The 16231-nt window shown below is 74.1% G+C and carries 14 protein-coding genes; 3 read left to right on the forward strand and 11 right to left on the reverse strand.

What is annotated here, in order from left to right:
• Positions 1 to 35 precede the first annotated feature (35 nt).
• Entirely contained in the window at positions 36 to 767 is a 732-nt protein-coding gene (locus OG715_RS16805; protein WP_266269611.1) for a TetR/AcrR family transcriptional regulator, read from the forward strand.
• A gap of 143 nt (positions 768 to 910) precedes the next feature.
• On the opposite strand, the gene OG715_RS16810 is transcribed toward OG715_RS16805, so the two are convergent.
• The 9 genes from OG715_RS16810 to OG715_RS16850 all read right to left on the reverse strand — a co-directional run bounded on the left by OG715_RS16810 (position 911) and on the right by OG715_RS16850 (position 11140).
• Positions 911 to 1750: a DUF4097 family beta strand repeat-containing protein gene (locus tag OG715_RS16810; protein ID WP_266269612.1), complete on the reverse strand. Its 840-nt coding sequence runs from the start codon at positions 1748 to 1750 to the stop codon at positions 911 to 913.
• Positions 1751 to 1835: 85 nt separating this feature from the next.
• Positions 1836 to 2402 (reverse strand): toxin-antitoxin system HicB family antitoxin, encoded by a 567-nt coding sequence (locus OG715_RS16815; RefSeq protein WP_266269613.1) that lies wholly within the window; start codon positions 2400 to 2402, stop codon positions 1836 to 1838.
• 230 nt (positions 2403 to 2632) lie between these two features.
• Entirely contained in the window at positions 2633 to 3697 is a 1065-nt protein-coding gene (locus OG715_RS16820; RefSeq protein WP_407661113.1) for an adenosine deaminase, read from the reverse strand.
• Between the two features lie 390 nt (positions 3698 to 4087).
• Positions 4088 to 5383, reverse strand: a complete 1296-nt coding sequence (locus tag OG715_RS16825; protein ID WP_407660986.1) for a DUF445 domain-containing protein — start codon at positions 5381 to 5383, stop codon at positions 4088 to 4090.
• A gap of 145 nt (positions 5384 to 5528) precedes the next feature.
• Entirely contained in the window at positions 5529 to 6872 is a 1344-nt protein-coding gene (locus OG715_RS16830) for a nucleotide sugar dehydrogenase (RefSeq protein ID WP_266269614.1), read from the reverse strand.
• Positions 6869 to 8167, reverse strand: coding sequence for a glycosyltransferase family 2 protein (locus OG715_RS16835; protein ID WP_266269615.1), 1299 nt, complete (start codon positions 8165 to 8167; stop codon positions 6869 to 6871). The genes OG715_RS16830 and OG715_RS16835 overlap by 4 nt, the downstream gene beginning before the upstream one ends.
• 318 nt (positions 8168 to 8485) lie before the next feature.
• The gene (locus tag OG715_RS16840) at positions 8486 to 9445 is read right to left on the reverse strand and encodes an ABC transporter ATP-binding protein (protein ID WP_266269616.1); all 960 of its coding nucleotides are present in this window, start codon (positions 9443 to 9445) and stop codon (positions 8486 to 8488) included.
• A 29-nt stretch (positions 9446 to 9474) separates the two neighbouring features.
• Positions 9475 to 10347 carry an ABC transporter permease gene (locus OG715_RS16845; protein ID WP_323182131.1) on the reverse strand — a complete coding sequence of 291 codons (873 nt, stop codon included), beginning with the start codon at positions 10345 to 10347 and terminating at the stop codon, positions 9475 to 9477.
• The gene (locus OG715_RS16850) at positions 10340 to 11140 is read right to left on the reverse strand and encodes an ABC transporter permease (protein ID WP_266271703.1); all 801 of its coding nucleotides are present in this window, start codon (positions 11138 to 11140) and stop codon (positions 10340 to 10342) included. Before OG715_RS16850 ends, OG715_RS16845 begins: the two co-directional genes overlap by 8 nt.
• Before the next feature lie 387 nt (positions 11141 to 11527).
• Between OG715_RS16850 and OG715_RS16855 the strand changes: the two genes are divergently transcribed.
• Positions 11528 to 14008 (forward strand): transglycosylase domain-containing protein, encoded by a 2481-nt coding sequence (locus OG715_RS16855; RefSeq protein WP_266269617.1) that lies wholly within the window; start codon positions 11528 to 11530, stop codon positions 14006 to 14008.
• Positions 14009 to 14088: 80 nt separating this feature from the next.
• Here OG715_RS16855 and OG715_RS16860 read toward each other — a convergent pair whose 3' ends face one another.
• On the reverse strand, positions 14089 to 14733 hold the full coding sequence (locus OG715_RS16860; protein WP_266269618.1) for a DNA glycosylase AlkZ-like family protein: 645 nt from the start codon (positions 14731 to 14733) through the stop codon (positions 14089 to 14091).
• Positions 14734 to 14889: 156 nt separating this feature from the next.
• On the opposite strand from OG715_RS16860, the gene OG715_RS16865 reads away from it, so the two are divergent.
• Entirely contained in the window at positions 14890 to 15210 is a 321-nt protein-coding gene (locus OG715_RS16865; RefSeq protein ID WP_266269619.1) for a hypothetical protein, read from the forward strand.
• Between the two features lie 52 nt (positions 15211 to 15262).
• On the opposite strand, the gene OG715_RS16870 is transcribed toward OG715_RS16865, so the two are convergent.
• Positions 15263 to 16144: an MBL fold metallo-hydrolase gene (locus OG715_RS16870; protein WP_266269620.1), complete on the reverse strand. Its 882-nt coding sequence runs from the start codon at positions 16142 to 16144 to the stop codon at positions 15263 to 15265.
• Positions 16145 to 16231: the final 87 nt, after the last annotated feature.

Raw genomic sequence — 16231 nt, forward strand, 5'->3', positions numbered from 1 at the left:
GGATTTCCGTTACCGATTCCAAGGAGGACCAGCCGGTGGCCGCCAAGGCGACGAACCCGATCCCGTCCGTGTGGGCCCGGCAGCAGCGGGAGCCCGAACAGCCCGCGCTCAACCGGGACACGATCGTCCGCGAGGCGATCGCGATGCTCGACGCCGACGGCGTCGAGGCGCTGTCCATGCGCAAGCTCGGCGCCCGGCTCAACGCCGGCGCGACCTCGCTCTACCGGCACGTCGCCACCAAGGACGAGCTGATCGAGCTCGCGGTGGACGAGGTGTTCGGCGAGATCCCCGTCCCGGACCCGAGCGCCGCCGACTGGCGCGCCGATGTCACCCTGACCTGCGAATCCTTCCGGGCCACCACGCTGCGCCACCGCTGGCTGGGCTCGGTCATCGGGCAGGCCGGCCTGGTCTACCTGGGCCCCAACCTGTTGACGGTGTCGGAGCGGATGGCCGCGCTCTTCTCGGCCGCCGGCTTCCTCGAACCCTCGCGGGCCATCGACACCCTGCTCTCCTACGTCCTGGGGATGAGCACCACCGAGGCCGCCTTCCTCACCACGGTGGCCAGGAGCGGCGACACCGAGGGCGAGTTCATCGCCCGGTTGATGCCCTCCACCGCGGAGGCGGTGGCCGGGCACGACTTCCTCGCCGACGCCTTCGCCGCGACCGCGGCCGACGCCGTGGCGAACCCTGCGGCCCTGCGCGACCAGAAGTTCAACTACGGCCTGGAGGTCATCCTCGACGGCCTGGCACTGCGCCTGCCGCGCTGACCCCGGTCGGCGGCCCACCGCCGTACCGGCCCGTCCTCCGCGCCGATCGGCGCCGGGCCTCCCGCCTCCTGCTCACCGGAGCCCGCGGCCGCCCCCCGTCCGGGCGGCCGCGGGCGGTCTCAAGGACGGCACCGCGGTGCCGCTCAGGCGCGCCGGATCACGATGTCACCGACCTGGGTGCGGGCCGTGACCCGGACGGTCTCCCCGGTCGCCCCGGCGGGCGCGTCCGAGGCGTCCAGCGCGTTCCGCACCGAGCCGACCTCGGTGTGCACGTCGAGCCAGGCGGCGGTGCCCTCGGCGATGCCGACCTCGACGGTGCCGATGGCGGTCTCCAGCGCGGCGCGGCCCCGGACGAGCTCGCCGATCCGCAGGCCGCCGTTGGCGGACCGGAGGTCGACCCCGGCCAGCGCGGTGCCGACGGTGACGGCGCCGTTGGCCGCCTCGGCCCGCAGCTCGCCGCCGACCTCCCCGACGGCGGTCTCGCCGTTGAGGTTCTTGATCTTCAGCGCGCCCCCGACGGTGCCGATGTCTATCCGGCCGGAGGACGCCACCTCGGCGTCCCCGTCGGCCCGCCCCAGCCGGACCTCCCCGAGCTCGTTCCTCAGGTCGACGGCCGCCGCCTCGTCGATCCGGATCCGGCCGACCGAAGTCCTGATCCGGCAGTCGCCGAACACGCCCTCCAGCAGGAAGTCGCCCATCGGCGCGTCGGCGTCCACCGAAGTCCCGACCGGAACCTCGACGGTGATGTCGACCGATCCCGTCTTGCCGAAGATCCCGCGCTTCTTCGGGACCTTGACGACCAGGGCGCCGTCGGCGCACGAGACCGCGGCCTGCTCGGCGAGCCGGACGTCCAGCGCGGCGGCGGGGTCGGTCGGGCGGACCTCGACCACGGTGTCGGTGCGCTTGGCGGCCGCGATCCGGACCGAGCCGATGTCGAACCGCAGGGTGGCGCGGATCGGGCCCGGGGTGTCGAAAGAAGGCATGGCTGTTCCGTCCTAGTGGCTCTGTGCTGCGTTTCCGCAGGTGAAAGGGGTGACTGACGGATGTTCGAGGGGGCGGGGCCGGTGGTTAGCGGACCCAGCCCGTGAAGCCCTGACCGACCCCGCGGCCGGTCCTCGGCCCGGGCCTGGCGGGCGCGGCCGGCTCCAGCGCGGCGGCGACGGCCCGGACCAGCCAGGCGTTGACGGAGAGGCCCTCCTGTCCGGCGGCCTCCTCGACCCGGGCCTTGAGGTGGCCGGGGAGCCGGAAGTTGATCCGGGCGGTGGTGCCGTCCTCGCCCTCCCCGGCCGCACCGGGCGGCGCCACCGGTGGCACCATCGACGGCGCCACCGGCCCGGGCCCGACCGGCCCCGCCTCGTGGAACGGCCCCGGCCCGTGGAACGTGTCGCCGCTCGGCGGCACGGTGACCACGAACTCCGGATCGAGCCCGCGCAGCCGGACGTCCACCGATCCGGGGGCCAGCTCCCTGGTCACCTCCCCCATCGCGGCGGAGAGCGCGTTCAGCAGCGTGAGCCGGGCGGCCGACTCCAGCGGCAGGGTCAGGCGCTCGGCCAGAGCGCGTGCTTCGTCCCCGCCCGCACCCGCGGCCACCGCGAGCTCGTGCCGGAGATTGTCGACGTACGGCGTGAGGTCCATGTCCAGAAGAATGGCACACGCATGGCGCCATGTCGAGCGATTTGGCGCCACTTCTTGGCACCACTCGAACGAGTGAATGGCGCCACCTGCGACGGGCGGCCCCGTCCGGAACGCCGAAAGCCCCGCCCGGAAACGCCGAGGACCCCGCCGGCAACCGCCGACGGGGCCCCGGAGCCGCAGGAAGCCGCGGCTCGGACCCGGACCTGACTCGGACCGGACTCGGACCTGGCTCAGACCTGGCACCACCGGGCCAGGTGGGCGTCGATCTCCCCGGCCAGCCGGGCCTTGCCGGTGGCATCGAGGAAGGACGCCTCGACCGCGTTCTTCGCCAGCCCGGCCACCCCGGCCTCGTCCAGGCCGAGCAGCCGCGCCGCCACCGCGTACTCGATGTTGAGGTCGGTGCCGAACATCGGCGGGTCGTCGCTGTTGACGGTCACCAGCAGCCCGGCGTCGACCATCCGCTTGATCGGGTGGTCCTCGATCCGCTCCACCGCCCGGGTGGCGATGTTGGAGGTCGGGCAGACCTCCAGCGGGATCCGGTGCTCGCCCAGGTGGTCGACCAGCGCCCGGTCCTTCACCGCCTGGGTGCCGTGGCCGATCCGCTCGGCGCCGAGCACCCGCAGCGCGTCCCAGACCGTCTCCGGCCCGGTGGTCTCCCCCGCGTGCGGGACGCTGCGCAGGCCGGCCGCCCGCGCCCGGTCGAAGTAGGGCTTGAACTGCGGGCGCGGTACGCCGATCTCCGGGCCGCCGAGGCCGAAGCTGACCAGGCCCTCGGGCGCCAGGTCGACGGCGAGCCGGGCGGTCTCCTCCGCGGCCGCGAGGCCGGCCTCGCCGGGGATGTCGAAGCACCAGCGCAGCACCACCCCGAGCTCCTTCTCGGCGCGGTGGCGGGCGTCCTCGATGGCCTCCATGAAGGCGACGTCGGGGATGCCCCGGCTGACCGAGGAGTACGGGGTGACGGTCAGCTCGGCGTAGCGGATGTTCTGCCGGGCCATGTCCTCGGCCACGCCGTAGGTGAGGGCGCGGACGTCCTCGGCGTCCCGGACCAGGTCCACGACGCTCAGGTAGACCTCGATGAAGTGCGCGAAGTCGGTGAAGGTGAAGTACTCGGCGAGGGCCGCCGGATCGAGGGGCACCCTGGTCCGGCCCTCGTGCCGGGCGGCGAGCTCGGCGACCACCCGGGGCGAGGCCGATCCGACGTGGTGGACGTGCAGTTCCGCCTTCGGCATCGCGGCGATGAACGCCTCGATCGAGCGGTCCGCGGCGTCCGCGGGGTTGCTGCTGGGGGTTCCGATCCGACTTCCGTCCGGCTGGACCACGGTGGTGCCCTTTCTTCCTCTGCCTCGACGAGCCGCCGCGCCGCGCGTACTTCTACGCGCGTACGAGGTGGTGCTGGCAAGGATAGAGGCGGGTGGTGCGGTGGGGACGGCGGGCACACCCCCGTGCCGCCCGCTGTCCCCACCGCACCGCCCGCCACCGCGTCGTCCATCTGCGGGCGGATCCGCGCCCCGGTCGATCACCGTGCCGCGGAACCTGCTGGGACCACTGTGGCGCACGCCGCCGGGGCCGCCGAACCGTTTTTCGCCGTCCCACCGCGTCTCCGAGTACCGCTGGGGATATTTCCGCAGGTCAGAGCCCATCCGGGGGCGGTGTCTCAAGCTTCGGTTGGAGACACCGCCGCTGTCTCAGCCGCCGAACGCGACCGCCACCGAGTGGATCAGCAGCCCGGCCAGCGCGCCGACCACCGTGCCGTTGATCCGGATGAACTGGAGGTCCCGGCCGACGTTGGCCTCGATCTTGCGCGAGGCGTCGTCGGCGTCCCAGCCCGCCACCGTCTCGGAGATCAGCGAGGTGATCTCGGTGCGGTAGGTGCCGACCAGGTACTGGGCGGCGTCCTGCAGCCAGCCGTCCGCCTTGGCCTGGAGCTTGGGGTCGGTGGCCAGGCGTGCACCAAAGGTTCGCACGCCCTCGCGGATGCGCCGGCGCAGTTCGCTGTCCTCGTCCTCTGCGGCGTTCAGCACCAGCGAGCGGACGGCCGCCCAGGTGGAGGCGATCAGCTCCTGCACCTCGGGCCTGGCGAGCAGCTCGCCCTTGGCCCGCTCGACCCGGGCGATGGTCTCCGGGTCGGTCTGCAGCTCGGTGGCGAAGTCGGCGAGGAAGTTGTCGATCGCGCCTCGCGCCGGGTGCTCCTGGTCGTCCCTGATGTCGGTGACGAACCGCATCAGCTCCTTGTAGACCCGTTCGCCGACCTGGTGGTCGAGGAACTTCGGGGTCCAGCCGGGGGTCTTCTGGGTGACCCGCTGGACCACCTCGGTGTGGTTCTCGGCCAGCCAGTCGTGCGCCCGGACGGCGATCAGGTCGACCACCCCGTGGTGGCCGCCGTCGGCGACCACCTTGCCGAGCATCCGGCCGGCCGGCTCGGCGACCGAGGTGGCGGCGGCCCGCCGGGTCACCGCCTCGGCGACGACCGCCTGCACGTCGTCGTCGCGGAGCACCGCCAGCACGCCGCGCAGCGCCGCCGAGGCCTCCTTGGTGACCCGTTCGGCGCTGCCGGGCGCGGCCAGCCACTCGCCGAGCCGGCGGGCGATGCCGAGCGCGGCGAGCCGGTCGCGCACGACCTGGCCGGAGAGGAAGTTCTCCCCGACGAAGTCGCCCAGCGACCGGCCGAAGGAGTCCTTCTTGGTCGGGATGATCGCGGTGTGCGGGATGGGCAGGCCGAAGGGGCGCCGGAACAGCGCGGTCACCGCGAACCAGTCGGCCAGCGCACCGACCATGCCGGCCTCGGCGGCCGCCGCCAGGTAGCCGGCCCAGGCACCGGCGCCGACCGCCTTCGCCCAGGTGGCCAGGGCGAAGACCAGGGTCGCGAAGGCCAGCAGGCCGGTCGCGATGGTCTTCATCCGGCGGACGCCGCGTCTCTTCTCCTCGTCGGCCGCGGTGAACCGCATCCCGGGGCCGGTTCCGCTCAAGGCTTCGTCACTCACCCCGCCAGTCTGCCCGTTGCCCGGCGCGAACGGACGGCGCGTCCGGAGGCTGCGCGCCGGTCGAACACCACGGCCGCCCCTGCACCCGCCCCTGCGGCCGCCACCGCGCCCGCTCCGGGCAGGCCCTCAGGGCGGGCACCCGGCCTCAGGCGCCCCCGAGCACGATCCGGCGCACCCCCGCCACGCCCGCCCAGCGGTCGGGATCGGTGCACCGCCGGCCGTCCAGCAGGACCCTGACGCCCGGCAGGTCGGACGGGGCCAGCTCCCGGTACTCCGGGTGGTCCGCCTGCAGCACCGCCGCGGCCACCGGCTCGCCCCCGTGCGCGGGCAGGCCCAGCGCCGTCAGTTCCCCCGCCGGGTACAGCGGGTCGGCCACGTACGGCCGGGCACCCGCCGCCCGCAACGCCTCCACCAGAGGGAACACCCCCGAGTAGGCGGTCTCCTTGACCCCGCCCCGGTACGCGGCGCCGAGCACCAGCACGCCCTGCCCGGCGATCCCGCCCTCCAGCGCGCCGTCCAGCACCCCGACCGCGTAGCCCGGCATCTCCAGGTTGGCCGCCCGGGCCGCCCGGACCACCGTCGCCGAGGGGTCGTTCCACAGGTAGAGCCGCGGGTAGACCGGGATGCAGTGCCCGCCGACCGCGATGCCCGGCCGGTGCAGATGACTGAACGGCTGCGAGTTGCAGGCGTCGGCGACGGCGGCGAAGTCCACCCCGATCCGGTCCGCGTACCGGGCGAACTGGTTGGCCAGGGCGATGTTGACGTCCCGGTAGGTGGTCTCGGCGAGCTTGGCGAACTCCGCCGCCTCGGCGGACTCCAGCTCCCAGACGCCGTTCGGCCGGCCCTGCGCCGCCAGCTCGGGGCGCGGGTCGAAGTCCAGCACCGCCCGGTAGAACTCGGCGCCGCGCCGGGTGGCGGCCGGGTCGGTTCCGCCCACCAGCTTGGGGTAGCGGCGCAGGTCGGCGAAGACCCGGCCGGTGCGGACCCGCTCCGGGCTGAAGACCAGCGCGAAGTCCCGGCCCTCGGTCAGCCCGGAGCCGGCCGCCAGGCGCGGCGCCCAGCGGCCCCGGGTGACGCCCACCGGCAGGGTGGTCTCGTAGCTGACCAGCGTGCCCCGGCGCAGCCCGGCCGCGACCGCGTCGGTGGCGGCGTCGAGCAGGGTGAAGTCGGGCGTGCCGTCGACGGCGGTGACCAGCGGGACGACCAGGACGACCGCCTCGGCCCCGGCGACGGCGGCCGAGGTGTCGGTGGTGGCGCGCAGCCGGCCCTCGGCGACCACCCGTTTGAGCGCCTCGTCCAGCCCGGCCTCGCGGGGGAACGGCGGCCGGCCCTGGTTGACCGCCTCGACCACCGTCGGGGCGACGTCGGCGCCGGTCACCCGGTGGCCCTTGGCGGCGAACTGGACGGCGAGCGGCAGACCGAGCTTGCCCAGGCCCACCACGCAGATGTCGAGCGGGCCCGGCGCCGTCCCCCGTTCCGGCCGGCTCATCGCCGTCCCCCGTTCCGGCCGTCGGCGGCCACCGCGGCGGCGAGCCGGCGCCAGGCCGGGTAGCTCCGCAGCCGGCGGCGCACCTGGGCGGGCACCGCGCCGCGCCAGAGCTGCTGCACCAGCGTGGGCGGCGGCGGCCCGGTCTCCCTGCCCGCCTCAAGGTCCACCGGCGCCTCCGCCCGCTCCTCCACCGGCTCCTCCCCGAGCAGGAACAGCTCGTCCGCCAACCCCACCGCGCCGTCCCGGAACACCGGGTAGGCCGCGTACCGCCGCCGGACCCCGTCCGCCCCGGTCTCCGACACCTCCGGCGGTGCGCCGTGCTCCGCCTCGTACGCGATCAGCTCGCGCAGCTCCCGGTACCGCCCGGTGGCGGCCAGCTCCAGCCGGACCCGGTCGGGCACCGCGAGCCGGTGGTACACCTCGCGGGCGCCGAACTGCCGGACGAGCTCGCCGACCCCGTCGCAGACCTGGTCCCGCAGCCCGGCGTCGAGGGCGAGCAGGCCCTCCTGGAGCAGCTGCGGCACCTCCCAGCCGAAGTGCCGGGCCCTGATGGCGTCCAGCTGCCCGCCGGGCGCGGCCAGTTCGGCGGCCACCCACTGCACGGCCGCGACCCCGCGGACCCGGTCCAGCGCGCCGGCCCGCTGGGTGACGTTGCCCCGGTCCTCGCGCAGGACCAGGAAGTAGTGGTCGTAGTCGGCGAGGACGGAGATCCGGCGGGCCCGCAGGCAGGCGGCGAGGGTGAAGGGCTGGTCGGAGTAGACCTTCAGCTCCTCCTTGCGCGCCAGGTTGTGCCGCCTGATCAGGTCGAGCCGGAACAGCTTGGTGTCGGCGAGCGCCCAGGCCAGCGCGGAGTCCTCGAAGCCGACCGAGGCGGCGGTGGCGTCGAAGATGCCCTGCGGCACCAGCCGCCCGTTCACCCCGACCTGCTTGGGGATCAGGACGTCGGACCGCCACTCGTCGGCGGAGGCGACCATCCGTGCCAGGGCCTCGTCGCCGAGCCAGTCGTCGGCGCCGAGGAAGAGCACGTAGCGGCCGCGGGCGAGGGCCAGTCCCCGGTTGGTCGGCGCGGCCGGGCCGCCGGAGTTGGCCTGGTGGACGACCTGGAACAGCCCGGGGTGCCGGGCCGCGTAGGTGTCGAGCAGTTCGCCGCAGCCGTCCGTGGAGCCGTCGTCGACCGCGACCACCTCCATGCGCGCGTGCCCGACGGTCTGCCGGACCAGGGAGTCCAGACAGGCGGTCAGGTACGGCATGGTGTTGTAGACCGCGATCACCACGGTCACGTCGGGTACGGTCATCGGGCGCTGCCCTCCGGTGCGCGGGTCGCCGAGCGGTCGCCGCCCGGCGACGCGCCGTCCGCGGAACGGGGCGGGCGGCGCGTCGCCGGGCGATACAAGGTCAACTCGGCGGCACGCCGTGGGGTCACGTCCACCACCCGCACGAGCGAGGCTGGCCGAACGCCCGGCCGGGCGCTGAACACCTGCTCCCCCGGAGCGACGGCCCCGCCCGCCCGGCGGACGCTCGGCCGGTCGCCCGACACACCCCCGGCCGGACCCCCGGCCGGACCCCCGGCCGGACGCCAAGCCGGACGCCCAGACGGACGCCCAGCCGGTCGCTCAGCCGATCGCGACCTCGGCGTACATCCGGGCGATCACGTCCTCGATCGCCGGCTCCCGCACCGACAGGTCGACCAGCGGATAGCGGGCGGCGACGGCCGCCACCACCGGGGCCGCGCTCTCCTGCGCCGGGAAGGCCAGCCACTGGCGCGGGCCCTCCACCCGGACCACCCGGGCGCCGGGCACCTCGATCGGCGGGTGGCTCCCGGCCAGGTCGACGACCAGGGTCCGCTCGCTGTCCCCCGCCGCGTGCAGGGCCTCCAGTCCGCCGTCGTGGACCACCCGGCCGTGGTCGATCACCATGACCCGGTCGCACAGCTGCTCGATGTCGGTGAGGTCGTGGGTGGTGAGCAGCACCGTGGTGCCGAGGTCCCGGTTCACCTCGCGCAGGAAGTCCCGCACCTTGGCCTTGCTGACCACGTCCAGGCCGATGGTCGGCTCGTCCAGGTACAGCACCCGCGGGTCGTGCAGCAGCGCGGCGGCGAGGTCGCCGCGCATCCGCTGGCCGAGCGAGAGCTGGCGGACGGGTGTGTCGAGCAGCGCGCCGAGGTCGAGCAGTTCGACGCAGCGGTCCAGGTTGGCGCGATATCGGTGGTCGGGGATCCGGTAGAGCCTGCGGGCGAGTTCGTAGGAGTCGCGCAGCGGGAGGTCCCACCAGAGCGTGGTGCGCTGCCCGAAGACGACGCCGATCCGGCGGGCCAGGGCGACCCGTTCGCGGGCCGGGTCGACCCCGGCGACCCGGAGCCGTCCGGCGGTGGGGACGAGGATGCCGGTCAGCATCTTGATGGTGGTGGACTTTCCGGCGCCGTTGGGGCCGATGTAGCCGACGCACTCGCCGGCCTCGACGGTGAAGGTCAGCCCGTCGACGGCGCGCACCTCGCGCTTCTCCCGCCGCAGTCGGCCGGCCTTGGCGCGGACGGTGAAGGTGCGGCGGACGTCGTCGAGTTCGATCAGTGCCATGGTGCTTCCTCAGGTGTCGGGGGAGGGGGTCAGCCGCCGGCGCCGCGGTAGGCGCGCAGCCCGGCGCGCCAGGCCAGGCCGGCGACGGCCAGGGCGCACGCGGCCGCGAGCGGCGAGGCGTACTGGAAGGCGGTGGGCAGGCCCAGCGGGTCGGGCCGGTCGAGGATCCGCAGCGCCGGCAGCCAGTTGACGAAGGCCAGCGGCACGCCGAAGACGGTGCCGGCGACGAGTTCCTTGGCGAAGACGGTCGGCGGGTACTGCAGCACGGTGGCGCCGCCGTAGGTGAAGGAGTTCTGGAGCTCCTTGGCCTCGCCCCACCAGAACTGGAGGCTGGCGAAGCCGATGAAGACCGCGGCGAAGATCAGCGTGCCGCAGACCACCAGGACCGGCAGGAGCAGCACCCGGTCCCAGGTCCAGTGGACGTCCAGCGCCGTCAGCGACCAGACCAGCACGGCCGCCGCCTGGGCGGGCCGGCCGAGCCGGCGCAGCGAGAACCGCTCGGCGCACAGCTGGGCGAGCGCGGGCGCGGGCCGGACCAGCATGATGTCCAGCGTGCCGGTGCGGATCCGCTCGCCCAGGGCGTCGATGGAGCCGACGAAGAGGTTCGCCAGGCCGAGGGCCAGCGCCGAGGTGCCGTAGAGGAAGCCGAATTCGGGCAGGGTCCAGCCGCCGAGCGTGTCGGTGTGGCGGAACATCAGGATCACCACGACGAAGTCGAGGAAGGTCACCACGACGTTGGCGCAGAGCATCATCACGAAAGACGCCCGGTAGGACATGATCGCCCTGGTCCACATGGCGGCGGCGAGCCACCAGGAGCGCACCGCCCACGCCGCCCGGGCGGCCGGGGACTCGCGGGTGACGGCGGGCAGCGGCGCCCGGGTCACGACGGCCTGGTCAGCCACCCTGGACCACCACCTTGCGGGTCGCCAGCAGCTGGACCAGCCGGCCGGCCGCGAGCAGGACGACGGCCCAGCCGAGCTGGAAGCCGAGCGCGCCGAGCAGGCCGGGGCCGGTGACGCGCTCCAGGAAGACATCGGTGGGCACCTTGACCAGGGCCGCCCAGGGCAGCAGCGGGGCGAGGTCGCCGAGCAGGCCGGGGAAGAGCGCGAGCGGCAGCAGCATCCCGGAGAAGAACATCGACACCACCAGGGTCACCGAGCGCACGCCCTCGGAGTCCTGCAGCCAGAAGCCGGTGAGCGAGACCAGGAAGCGCACCCCGAAGCTGACCACCACCGCGAGCAGGGTGGCGAGCAGGAAGTACACCCAGGTCAGCGGGTGTTCGGGAAACCGGACACGGAAGACCAGGGAGCCGACCAGCATCGGCGGCACGCCCCGGGCGAACAGGTGGAAGGCGGCCCGGCCGAGGTCGGTGGCCAGCCACCAGCCCTGGAAGTCCACCGGGCGGTAGAGGTCGACGGCGATGTCACCGCTGCGGAAGCGTTCCTGGACGTCGTCCTGGAAGCCGCCGCCCATGACGGCGACGGTGACCAGCAGTCCCTGGCTGACCCAGATGTAGGTGACCGCGGTGACCTCGTCGTAGCCGCCGAGTCCGGGGCGGGCCTGCCAGAGGGCGAGGAAGGTGGAGGCGAGGATGAAGCCGAAGACGGTGTTGGTGAAGGCCCCGGCGAGGCTGGCGGCCCGGTAGGTGGAGAAGCGCCGGAACGCGCCCCGGACGACGGCCGCGTAGAGGCGCAGGGCCGGGTAGAGGTCCGCTGCTACGCCCCCCGGGGTGCTGCCCGGGGCGTCGGCCGGACGCGGCGGACGCGGGGGTGCGGGCGGGTCGCCGACGGGATCAGGAGGATGGAGCCCAGCGTTCTGCATATTGTCTCCTTGTCGACAAAGAGCGGCACAGGGAGACCCCTGGCCGCGGAAGCGCATGCCGGACCCGCCCCGCCCGCAGCACCCGGGGGGTACCGGGCCCGGCGGAGGGAGCTGCGACGGGCCGGAGCCCGAAGTGGCCGCGCTATGTGGTTCGCACCTTTCACCGTAGCGCCGGGCAACCCGCCGCGCACCCGGTTTTCCCCCGACCGCCCGGCGCCGCTCCACCACCTGATCGACGGTCAAATAGCACATAATCTCGGCATGACCTTGAGCACCGGCCGCCGTGCCAGACGGGCCGCCCGCCGCGAGGCGCGCCGCGCCCTGCCGCTCCGGCGGCGGCTGCTGCCCACCTGGCGGATGTGCCTCGGCGCCGTCCTCGGCATCCTGCTGACCGCCGTCGGCGCCTTCGCCGTGCTCTACGTCATCGTCCCGCTGCCCGACCCCAACGCCCAGGCCGTCGCCCAGAGCAACGTCTACCTCTACGCCGACGGCGTCACCGAGATCGCCCGCACCGGGGCCGTCAACCGCACCGACGTCGACATCGAACGGATCCCCGTCAGCACCCGGCAGGCCGTCGTCTCCGCCGAGGACCGCACCTTCTACCAGAACCGCGGCATCGACCTGAAGGGCATGGTCCGGGCCGGCTGGAACACCCTGACCGGCCAGGGCATGCAGGGCGGCTCCACCATCACCCAGCAGTACGTCAAGAACTACTACCTCACCCAGAGCCGGACCATCGAACGCAAGGGCCGCGAACTCCTGATCGCCCTCAAGGTCGACCAGCAGCGCGACAAGAACGAGATTCTCGCCGGCTACCTCAACACCAGCTACTTCGGCCGGGGCGCCTACGGCATCCAGAGCGCCGCCCGCGCCTACTACGGCGTCGACGTCTCCGAACTCACCCTCCCGCAGAGCGCCTACCTCGCCGCCCTGCTCCAGGCCCCCAGCGCCTACGACGTGAAGACCGCCACCCCCGCCAACCGCGAACGCGCCCTCGCCCGCTGGCAGTACACCCTCGACGGCATGGTCCAGCTCGGCTTCATCAGCGCCACCGAACGCGCCGACACCGCCTTCCCCGACCCGATCGACCCGCAGCCCGCCACCGGCCTGGCCGGCCAGGCCGGCTACCTGGTCGGCGTCGCCGACGACTACCTCGTCACCAACCGCATCCTCGACTCCGCCACCCTCAGGGCCGGCGGCTGGCGCATCACCACCACCTTCGACCAGGACAAGCAGGACGCCTTCGCGCGCGCCGTCCACGACGACCTCACCGAGGAGCTCGACCCCGCCGCCCGGCCCGCCACCGACACCGACGTCCGGGTCGCCGGCGCCTCCGTCGAACCCGCCACCGGCCGCGTCGTCGCCGTCTACGGCGGCCCCGACTACGCCAAACAGCCCTACAACGACGCGCTGCGCCAGGACAACCAGATCGGCTCCACCTTCAAACCGATCGACCTCGCCGCCGGGCTCAGCTCCCACCGGGGCAGCAGCTCCGACGGCCTCCCGATCAGCACCGAGACCCACTACGACGGCACCAGCGAACGCCCCGTCACCGACGCCCCCACCCCGTACGCGCCGCCCAACGAGGACGACATCGACTACGGCTCCATCACCCTGCGCCAGGCCATGGTCAAGTCCGTCAACTCGGTCTACGCGCAGGAGGGCGTCGACGCCGGCCTCGCCCACGTCCGGGAGACCGCCGTCCGGCTCGGCATCCCCGCCGACGTGCCCGGCCTGGACCCGGCCAACACCTCGATGACCCTCGGCACAGCCACCCCCAGCGCCCTCGACCTGGCCGGCGTCTACGCCGCCCTGGCCAACCACGGCGAGGCGCACCGGCCCTGGTCGGTCGCCAAACTGGAGCGGGTCAACCCCGGCCCGGGACAGCTCGACGTACCGGACCTGCCCGAGCAGTCCAGCACCACCGCCCTCGACCGGGGCACCGCCGACGCCGTCACCGACGTCCTGCGCGACGTCATCGGCCCGCGCGGCACCGGCGCCGCCGCCCTCGACCTCGGACGCCCCGCCGCCGGCAAGACCGGCACCACCGACGCCAACCTCTCCGCCTGGTTCGCCGGCTACACCCCAGAACTCGCCACCACCGTCGGACTCTTCCGGGAGAACCCGAAGACCCACGCCAAGGAACCGCTGGCCGGCACCGCCGGCTACGCCCGGATCAACGGCGGCGCCTTCCCCACCCGGATCTGGACCAGCTACATGGGCGACGTCCTGGACGGCACCGTCGTCCGGTCCTTCGAGCTCCAGCCCACCGAGGCCACCAAGTGGCCCGTCGTCGGCGGCCCGAGCACCACCGCGCCGACCTCGGCCTCCCCGTCCGCCACCCCCGCCCCGTCACCCCCCGCGGGTGGCACCACCGGAAGCACCGGCACGGGCGGCACCGGCGGCGCACCGGTCCCCGCCGCCCCGGCCCCGACCGCCCCCCGCCGGCCCACCGCGAGCACCGGACCCGGCACCACCCTGCCGGACCCGGTCATCACCATCGTCACGCCCGAACCGCCCACCCTGGTGCCGCCCACCCGGCCCGAACCCACCCAGTCGCAGCCCTCCCCCACCGCCCGGCCCACCAGCACCCGGCCCACCACCGAACCGGGCACCACCTCCCCCACCGGGACCCCGGAACCGACCCGCTCCCCCGCACCGCCACCCACCGGGGCCACCAAGCCCCCGGGCACCAGCAGGCCCCCGGCCACGGCCGACCCGGCCACCCCGCCGCCCGGCTGAGCCACCCCGCCGCGGCCCGGCCCGGCCACGGGCGGCTCAGGCCACCAACTCGCGCTCCAACGGCGTCCGGAACCTCGGCGTCACCCGCACCTCCCCCAACCAGCCCACCAACCGCTCCGCCTCCGCCCCGACGGCCGCCACCGCGACCGCCGCACATGCCCGTCCGAGGCCAGCAGCCGCAACAGCCGGCTCCCCACACTCTGCTTCGCCTCGTACGGCTTGCCCGCCGCCATCAGCATGGTCTCCCGCAGCGCCGGCACCTCCTCGCCCAGCTCGGCCGTGGTCGCCTCCCCGCGCGCCGCGAGCACCGCCATCACCGCCCGCTCGGTCTCCGCCAACCGCGCCCCGCTCCACCCCTCGGCGAACTCGCCCAGGTGCTTCAGCAGCGTCGCCCGCTCCTTCACCGCGATCGGCCGGGCCGCCGCCGCACTCACGAACGGCGCGAACTCCTCCGTCACCGCGAACAGCGTCCGCCGCATCGACAGCAGCTTCACCAGCGAGACGTCCTCGTACAGCGCCCGCTCCACCTCCCCCGCCGACGGCTCCCGCAGCCGCGCGCACGCCGACAGGTACACCGTCGCCGGATCGGAGGCGTGCAGCCCGACCACCGCGTCCGCGGTCTCCTCCACCCGCACCACCCGCGCCGCCGGCGCCAGCACCTGCCGCAGCCCCAGCCGCGCCCGCCGCTGCCCGTCACCGACCCGAACCGCCCCAGTGCTCACCATGCGCGGATCCTACGGTCCGTCACCGACAACTGCCGGAAAGGACTTCCGACTGGCCTGGACCGGTCTTGACCGGACCACGCGCACCCGGGCCACACTGGGACCCGCCCCGAGCGTCCGCCGTCGCCCCGGCCGTGAGGCCATCACCGAGGAGTCCTCATGAACCGTTCCTCCGCGCTACGGCTGCGCGCCGCCGCAGCCCTCGCCGTCCCCGCCCTCCTGCTCGGCGGAGCCGGCACGGCCCTCGCCGCCCCGGCCGCCCCCGCCCGGACCACCGCCTGGACCGAGACCGCGGTCTTCGTCGGCACCGCCTACGGGCACACACCGAACTCGGCGATCGTCGCCGCCGGCGAGGTGGCCTACACCAAGGCCGTCTCGGCGTTCTGGCTGCGCAGCCAGTGCAACATCGGCCTCACCAATGCGACCCCGGACGGGATCGGCTGGTACCTGGGCCAGGCCCGTCTGTACTGCAGCCGCTGACCGGCCGCCGTCCCGCCGGGGCACACCGGTGCGCCCGGCGGGACCGCCCTGGTCAGTCGTCGGGCGAGAGGATGAACAGCGGGAACACCCGGCGCTCCGGCACCCCGCCGATCTCCTCCATCGCCGCCCGGATCTCCCGCAGGTGGCCGACCGTCAACTGCAGCGGCACCTCGTACGGCTGGTAGGTGGACCGGATCGGGTAGTCCACCCCCGGCTCCGCGCTCATCTCGATGTGGCAGCCCAGCACATGGCTGACCGCCCGCCCCTCGCAGAACTCCACCAGCCGCCCGATCGAACGCCCGAACGCCGCCCAGTCCTGGATGTAGAGCCGCCCGGGATAGACCGTGTCACCGGTGAGCAGGAACCCGCTCCACGGATCGAAGAACGTCACCGCCGCCTCGTGGTGCCCCGGCGTCGCCAGGCACTCCAGCACCCGGCCCCCGAGGTCGACCCGCGCCACCGCGTCCGGGTCCGCGTCGAAACCGAGGAACGCCCACACGGTCGCCCTGTCCGCCGGGACCAGCCGGGTGTCCGGCCGCCCCTCGAACTGCCCGTCCCCAGCGACGTGGTCCCCGTGCGCGTGGGTGTGCAGCACCAGCAGCTCGTACCCGTCCCGCGGATTGCGCTCCAGCCACTCGCCGAGGAGCCCGTCGACGGTCTCCCGCAGCGGGAAGAACTCCGCCGACGCGGTGGCCCCGGTGTCGATCAGCACCGCCCGCTCATTGCCGAACAGCAGGAACAGGAACGGCGCCTCGTAGTTCACCGCCATGTTCTGCCGCAGGATCACGGTGTGCTCGTCGTACCGGTGGACCTGGATGTCCGGATCGGTGTTGTGCTTCGCCGACTCCGAGCCGTGGATCCACCGCACCCCGTCCAGCCCCCGCACCTCCGCGGCGGTCCCGCCGAAGTCGACCGAAGAGCCGTTCCCGCCCATACCCGTCCCCTTGCTCCGTGTACGCCGTGAGGTGCGACCCGTCCCCCTCGGCGACGCTACCACCGCGCCGCACCGGCCCCCGGGCCC

Origin of the sequence: Kitasatospora purpeofusca (assembly GCF_036010405.1) — a bacterium.
GTDB classification, from domain to species: Bacteria; Actinomycetota; Actinomycetes; order Streptomycetales; family Streptomycetaceae; genus Kitasatospora; species Kitasatospora purpeofusca.

Coding starts and splice junctions, on each gene's coding strand:
- OG715_RS16810 (WP_266269612.1), bottom strand. CDS start 1,750: ATGCCTTCTTTCGACACCCCGGGCCCGATCCGCGCCACCCTGCGGTTC.
- OG715_RS16815 (WP_266269613.1), bottom strand. CDS start 2,402: ATGGACCTCACGCCGTACGTCGACAATCTCCGGCACGAGCTCGCGGTG.
- OG715_RS16830 (WP_266269614.1), bottom strand. CDS start 6,872: ATGAGCCGGCCGGAACGGGGGACGGCGCCGGGCCCGCTCGACATCTGC.
- OG715_RS16835 (WP_266269615.1), bottom strand. CDS start 8,167: ATGACCGTACCCGACGTGACCGTGGTGATCGCGGTCTACAACACCATG.
- OG715_RS16840 (WP_266269616.1), bottom strand. CDS start 9,445: ATGGCACTGATCGAACTCGACGACGTCCGCCGCACCTTCACCGTCCGC.
- OG715_RS16855 (WP_266269617.1), top strand. CDS start 11,528: ATGACCTTGAGCACCGGCCGCCGTGCCAGACGGGCCGCCCGCCGCGAG.
- OG715_RS16860 (WP_266269618.1), bottom strand. CDS start 14,733: ATGGTGAGCACTGGGGCGGTTCGGGTCGGTGACGGGCAGCGGCGGGCG.
- OG715_RS16865 (WP_266269619.1), top strand. CDS start 14,890: ATGAACCGTTCCTCCGCGCTACGGCTGCGCGCCGCCGCAGCCCTCGCC.
- OG715_RS16870 (WP_266269620.1), bottom strand. CDS start 16,144: ATGGGCGGGAACGGCTCTTCGGTCGACTTCGGCGGGACCGCCGCGGAG.